This is a genomic window from Streptomyces panacea (assembly GCF_040560175.1).
GTDB lineage: Bacteria > Actinomycetota > Actinomycetes > Streptomycetales > Streptomycetaceae > Streptomyces > Streptomyces panacea.
Genome location: NZ_JARJHW010000287.1, coordinates 1 through 5,822, shown reverse-complemented (window position 1 = coordinate 5,822; position 5,822 = coordinate 1). Strand labels below are relative to the sequence as shown.

Here is a 5,822-nt window from a genome sequence, read left to right as displayed (position 1 = left end):
CCATCGTCATCGCAGTCGCCTTCACCTTCACCTTCACCGTCGCAGTCGCCGTCGCCGTCGCCGTCGCGGAGCGTTCAGCGGCGCGCCGAGCACGGGCCGACTCCCTTCGTCGATCTCAGCCGCGCCGAGTGGAGCGCGCTGCGCGACAAGACACCCCTGCCGCTCAGCGCCGAGGAGGTCGAGCGGCTGCGCGGGCTCGGGGACGTCATCGATCTGGACGAGGTGCGGGACGTCTATCTGCCGATCTCCCGGCTGCTCAACCTGTACGTGCAGGCCACCGGCCAACTCCGCGGCGCGCTCAACACGTTCCTCGGGGAAGCGGGCAACGGCCACGGCGCCCAGCGCGGCACCCCCTTCGTCATAGGAGTCGCCGGGAGCGTGGCCGTCGGGAAGTCGACCGTCGCACGGCTCCTCCAGGCACTGCTCGCCCGCTGGCCCGAGCACCCGCGCGTGGAGCGCGTGACCACCGACGGGTTCCTGCTGCCGATGAAGGAGTTGCAGGCGCGCGGTCTGATGTCGAGGAAGGGCTTCCCGGAGTCGTACGACCGCCGGGCGCTGACCCGCTTCGTCGCCGACATCAAGGCCGGCAAGGACGAGGTGACCGCGCCCGTCTACTCGCATCTGAAGTACGACATCGTGCCGGACGAGAAGCTGACCGTACGGCGCCCCGACATCCTCATCGTCGAGGGCCTCAACGTCCTCCAGCCCGCCCTCCCCGGCCAGGACGGCCGCACCCGCGTCGGGCTCTCCGACTTCTTCGACTTCAGCGTGTACGTCGACGCGCGCGCCGAGGACATCGAGAGCTGGTATCTGAACCGCTTCCGCGAGCTGCGCGAGACGGCCTTCCAGAACCCGTCCTCCTACTTCAGGAAGTACACCCAGGTCTCGGAGGAGGAAGCCCTCGACTACGCGCGCACCACCTGGCGCACCGTCAACCGCCTCAACCTGCTGGAGAACGTGGCGCCCACCCGCAGCCGTGCCACTCTGGTCGTCCGCAAGGGCGCCGACCACAAGGTCCAGCGCCTGTCACTCCGCAAGCTCTGAGAGCCACCGTGCTGCATCTGCGCCTGATCGTCCCCGCCGACCTGACCGAACAGGTCGTACGTACGGTGGAACAGACCGTCGGCACCACCCACCTCGTCGTCGTCCCCGGCGCCGCCCGTGAACCGGTGGGCGATCTCGTCCTGTGCGACGTCGCACGCGAGGCGGGCGACGGGCTCATCGCCGCGCTGCGCGGCCTCGGCCTCGACGAGCGCGGTTCGATCGCCGCCGACGAGATCGGCCTGTCCCTCTCCCGCAGCGCCGACAAGGCGGAGGACGACGCCCCCGGCGAGGGCGCCGACGCCGTGCTCTGGGAGCAGTTGGCGGACGCGACCCACGAGGAGTCCACCCTCTCGGTCACCTATCTCGCCTTCCTCACCCTCGCGACGATGATCGCCGCGTGCGGCGTGGTGCTGGACAACGCGATCCTGATCGTCGGCGCGATGGCCGTGGGGCCGGAGTTCGGCCCGCTCGCCGGGCTCTGTACGGCGGTGGTACGGCGCTCCGCGCGGCTCGCCCTGCGCGCGTTCGTCGCGGTGGTCGCCGGGTTCGCGGCGGCGATGGTGCTGACGACCGGCTTCAGCCTGCTGATGAACGCGCTCGGCCTGTTCAGCGAGTCCATGCTGAAGGCCGACCGCCCGGACACGTCCTTCATCTACGCCCCGGACCTGTTCTCGTTCGTGGTCGCGATCCTGGCCGGGGTGGCCGGCATGCTCTCCCTGACCTCGGCGAAGTCCGGCGCACTGGTCGGCGTCGCCATCTCGGTCACCACGATCCCCGCCGCCGCGAACGCCGCGGTCGCTCTCGGCTACGGGGACCTCGACCAGGTACGGGGCTCCAGCGGCCAGCTCCTGATCAACCTCGGCGGCATCGTCCTGGCGGGGACGCTGACGCTGCTGATCCAGAAGGCCCTCTGGAAGAGGACGCGCCCCTGATCCGCCGTCAGAGGCCGTAACCGAACTTCCGCGACGGACTCCCCCGGGCGCCGACCGGACGACAAGCGCGGGACCGGCCTCGCGCATACGCCGCGACGCGTCAGTCCTTCTCCGCGTTCGACAGGGCTTCGGTGATGCCGTCGTGAACGCCCCTGAGCCGGGAGTCGACCATCATGAGCGCCGCGCCGACATCGCCGGCGGCGGCGTGCTTGGGGTCGTAGGGCGATGACACGGGATTCCTCTTCAAGGGACCACGGTGGGCAACTCGGCGCATCTGTGGAGTAGTCGGCCGATGACACAGAGACCGGCGGTACTCAACAGGAACCGCTCCGCCGGACGGGCTCGCCGAGCCGCGCACGGCTCCGCTCGTCCAGCGCAGGCGCCTCCCCCATCAGCCTGTCGGCCCGCCCGCCGTCCGCCCGGCCCTCACCGGCCCGCTCATCGCCTGACCGCTGTACGGGCCGGGACGACGACCACATGGCGATGTCACCGGCGGCGAGCCGGCTCGTCCGGCGCCTCTGCGAGATGCCCATCAACCCGCCGAGAATCAGGGTCAGTTCATAGGTCTCGGGGTCAGCCCGCCGGATCAGGTCCGCGGTGCGTTCCGACCGGAGGGCCGGGAACGAGATCTTCGTCAGCTGAAGGCGCCCCAGGTCGAGAGAGCTGACGCTTCCCACGAAGTCGGAGGCGAAATCGCTGGTGATCCGGGTCGGGGCCACGCCTTGCCCGACGACCTCCCGCCACCAGTCGAACCGCTGCTCCCGCGGTAACAGCCCGGTGTCGAACTCCGTGAACGCCATCGGATCCCCCCACACCCAGGCGGTACGTGATTGCGCGCCCAGGGTGTCCAACGGGGCCCACCGCGCGCAATCCCTCCCGGGAGCAGGGCGGGGGAAGGGGGCCGGAAACCGCCCCCGCCCCCAACTCCTCTAACCGAGCGCCGACTTCACCACGTCCGCCAGCCGACCGGCGACCGCGCGTGCCTGCTCGATGTCGGCCGCCTCCACCATCACCCGTACCAGCGGCTCCGTACCGGAGGGCCGCAACAGCACGCGGCCCGTCGAGCCGAGCTGGTGCTCGGCCTCCGACACCGCCGTGGCCAGCTCCGCCGACGTCGTGACGCGCGACTTGTCCACGTCCGGCACGTTCGTCAGCACCTGCGGCAGCCGCCGCATCACGCCCGCGAGGTCGGCCAGCGAACGGCCCGTGTCCGCCACGCGCGCCGCCAGCATCAGACCGGTCAGCGTGCCGTCGCCGGTCGTCGCGTGGTCGAGGACGATGACGTGCCCGGACTGCTCGCCGCCGAGCGCGTAACCGTGCTCCTTCATCGACTCCAGTACGTAACGGTCGCCGACCGCCGTCTCCACGAGGGTGATGCCCTCGCGCTCCATCGCGATCTTGAAGCCGAGGTTGGACATCACCGTCCCCACGACCGCGTCGCCGCGCAGCGTGCCCGCCTCGCGCATCGCGAGCGCCAGTACGGCCAGGATCTGGTCGCCGTCGACCTCCTCGCCCGCCGCGTCCACGGCCAGGCAGCGGTCGGCGTCGCCGTCGTGGGCGATGCCGAGGTCCGCGCCGTGCTCGACGACGGCGGCCTTCAGCAGTTCCAGGTGGGTGGAGCCGCAGCCGTCGTTGATGTTCAGGCCGTCCGGCTCGGCGCCGATCGTGATGATCTCCGCGCCGGCGCGGGTGAACGCCTCCGGCGACACGCGGGCCGCCGCGCCGTGCGCCTCGTCCAGGACGACCTTGAGCCCGTCGAGCCGGTTCGGCAGCACCCCGATGAGATGCGCGACGTACTGGTCGGAGCCCTCGTCGTAGTTACGGATCCGGCCCACGCCCGCGCCGGTCGGCCGCTCCCAGGGGGCACCCGTGCGGTGCTCGTCGTACACGGCCTCGATGCGGTCCTCCAGCTCGTCGGCCAGCTTGTGGCCGCCGCGCGCGAAGAACTTGACGCCGTTGTCCGGCATGGCGTTGTGGCTCGCGGAGAGCATCACGCCGAGGTCGGCGCCCAGCGCCCCGGTGAGATACGCCACCGCGGGGGTGGGCAGCACACCGACGCGCAGGACGTCCACGCCCGCGCTCGCGAGACCCGCCACCACGGCGGCCTCCAGGAACTCACCCGACGCACGGGGATCACGCCCGACCACCGCCGTCGCCCGATGGCCCTCGAACGTGCCCGCCTCGGCGAGTACATGCGCCGCCGCGACCGAGAGGCCGAGCGTCAGCTCCGCCGTCAGATCCGCGTTGGCGATGCCGCGCACGCCGTCCGTGCCGAAGAGTCGTCCCACAGCTGTCCCTCCGAAAAATCCTCAGAAAATGCCCAGAAGAGCTTGGCCAAGATCATCCAAGGAGAACACGGGGATTGCCCGAGAGATCGTCCAGGGGATCAGGAAAGCTCGGAAAACGAACGCCCCGGCAGCACAGAGTGCCGCCGGGGCGAACATATGCCATACATACGCCGTGCGCCCGTAAGGGCCATGGCGCGGTAGGGCCGAGCGAGCGTTTAGCGCTTGCTGTACTGCGGCGCCTTGCGGGCCTTCTTGAGACCGGCCTTCTTGCGCTCGACCGCGCGGTCGTCGCGGCTCAGGAAGCCGGCCTTCTTCAGCGGGGCGCGGTTGTTGTCCACGTCCGCCTCGTTCAGCGAGCGGGCCACACCGAGGCGCAGCGCGCCGGCCTGGCCGGAGACGCCGCCACCCGAGATACGGGCGATGACGTCGTAGCGGTTGTCGAGCTCAAGCACCTTGAAGGGCTCGTTGACAGCCTGCTGGTGGACCTTGTTCGGGAAGTAGTCCTCGAGCGAACGCCCGTTGATCTTCCACTTGCCGGAGCCCGGAACGATCCGGACGCGGGCGATGGCGTTCTTACGACGGCCCAGGCCGGCGGCCGGCTGGGGGTCGCCGAAGCGGGAAGCCAGCGACTCGGAGGTGTACTCGCCCTCGACGGGGGTCTCCGACTCGAAGGTCGTCACCTCGGCGAAGGTCTCCTCCGCCTCGGGGGCGTCCACGGGGGTCTCTGCAGTGGTCTCGGCCACGATGTTCCTCAGATTTCTTTTCGTCTTAGGCGGTGGCCGGAATTACTGCGCGACCTGGGTGATCTCGAACGGAACCGGCTGCTGGGCAGCGTGCGGGTGCTGGTCGCCCGCGTAGATCTTCAGCTTCGAGAGCATCTGACGGCCCAGGGTGTTCTTGGGAATCATGCCCTTGATGGCCTTTTCCACGGCCTTCTCGGGGTTCTTCGCCAGGAGCTCGTCGTAGCGGACGGAACGCAGACCACCCGGGTAACCGGAGTGGCGGTACGCCATCTTCTGGGTCTTCTTGTTGCCGGAGAGGTGGACCTTCTCGGCGTTGATGATGACGACGAAGTCGCCCATGTCCATGTGAGGGGCGTAGATCGGCTTGTGCTTGCCCCGGAGGAGGTTCGCTGCCGTAGTCGCCAGACGGCCCAGGACGATGTCCTGCGCGTCGATGATGTGCCACTGGCGCGTGACATCGCCGGGCTTGGGGCTGTACGTACGCACGGTCGTAGCCTTCGCTTCTTCAGTGAGTGGGTCCTGACAAGGCCACCCGGACGATCACGACAGCCCTGGCAGACATACGGGGACGCAACCCGTGCCTGCCGCTGGATCATCGGCCCGGTGGACCGGCGTAAGGGCCTCTCACGTGAGAATGAACAAGCCAATACGCATAACGAACCAGAAGGATACCCAGGGTGCGCCGTACGGGTCAAAACGAGGCCCCACAACGCCCGTCCGGCACCCGCGCCTTCAGCCCTTCCGGCGCCCCGCCCGCTCGGCCCGTCCGGCGTTTGAGGGCGTCCTACAGCCCGTCCGGCGCTTGAGGAGCGGGG

General features: G+C 69.6%; 7 protein-coding genes. 2 read left to right on the top strand and 5 right to left on the bottom strand.

Features of this window, described 5'->3' with window-relative positions:
* Together coaA and P3L51_RS34585 are read left to right on the top strand one after the other, a co-directional pair.
* Positions 1–1,044: type I pantothenate kinase (gene coaA / locus P3L51_RS34590; protein WP_354609327.1), on the top strand; the 1,044-nt coding region annotated here is incomplete at its 5' end.
* Positions 1,045–1,052: 8 nt separating this feature from the next.
* Entirely contained in the window at positions 1,053–1,976 is a 924-nt protein-coding gene (locus P3L51_RS34585; RefSeq protein WP_354609326.1) for a DUF389 domain-containing protein, read from the top strand.
* A 100-nt stretch (positions 1,977–2,076) separates the two neighbouring features.
* On the opposite strand, the gene P3L51_RS34580 is transcribed toward P3L51_RS34585, so the two are convergent.
* The 5 genes from P3L51_RS34580 to rplM all read right to left on the bottom strand — a co-directional run bounded on the left by P3L51_RS34580 (position 2,077) and on the right by rplM (position 5,493).
* On the bottom strand, positions 2,077–2,208 hold the full coding sequence (locus P3L51_RS34580) for a hypothetical protein (RefSeq protein WP_354609328.1): 132 nt from the start codon (positions 2,206–2,208) through the stop codon (positions 2,077–2,079).
* Positions 2,209–2,290: 82 nt separating this feature from the next.
* Complete coding sequence (locus P3L51_RS34575; protein ID WP_354609325.1) at positions 2,291–2,776, bottom strand: AraC-like ligand-binding domain-containing protein; 486 nt, start codon at positions 2,774–2,776, stop codon at positions 2,291–2,293.
* A gap of 129 nt (positions 2,777–2,905) precedes the next feature.
* Entirely contained in the window at positions 2,906–4,264 is a 1,359-nt protein-coding gene (gene glmM / locus P3L51_RS34570; RefSeq protein ID WP_354609324.1) for a phosphoglucosamine mutase, read from the bottom strand.
* Positions 4,265–4,479: 215 nt separating this feature from the next.
* Entirely contained in the window at positions 4,480–5,007 is a 528-nt protein-coding gene (rpsI, locus tag P3L51_RS34565; RefSeq protein ID WP_354609323.1) for a 30S ribosomal protein S9, read from the bottom strand.
* Positions 5,008–5,049: 42 nt separating this feature from the next.
* Positions 5,050–5,493, bottom strand: coding sequence for a 50S ribosomal protein L13 (rplM, locus tag P3L51_RS34560; RefSeq protein ID WP_354609322.1), 444 nt, complete (start codon positions 5,491–5,493; stop codon positions 5,050–5,052).
* Positions 5,494–5,822: the final 329 nt, after the last annotated feature.

What these genes read in the sequence shown, in the direction of transcription:
- P3L51_RS34575 (WP_354609325.1), bottom strand. Translation starts at nt 2,776, where the DNA reads ATGGCGTTCACGGAGTTCGACACCGGGCTGTTACCGCGGGAGCAGCGG.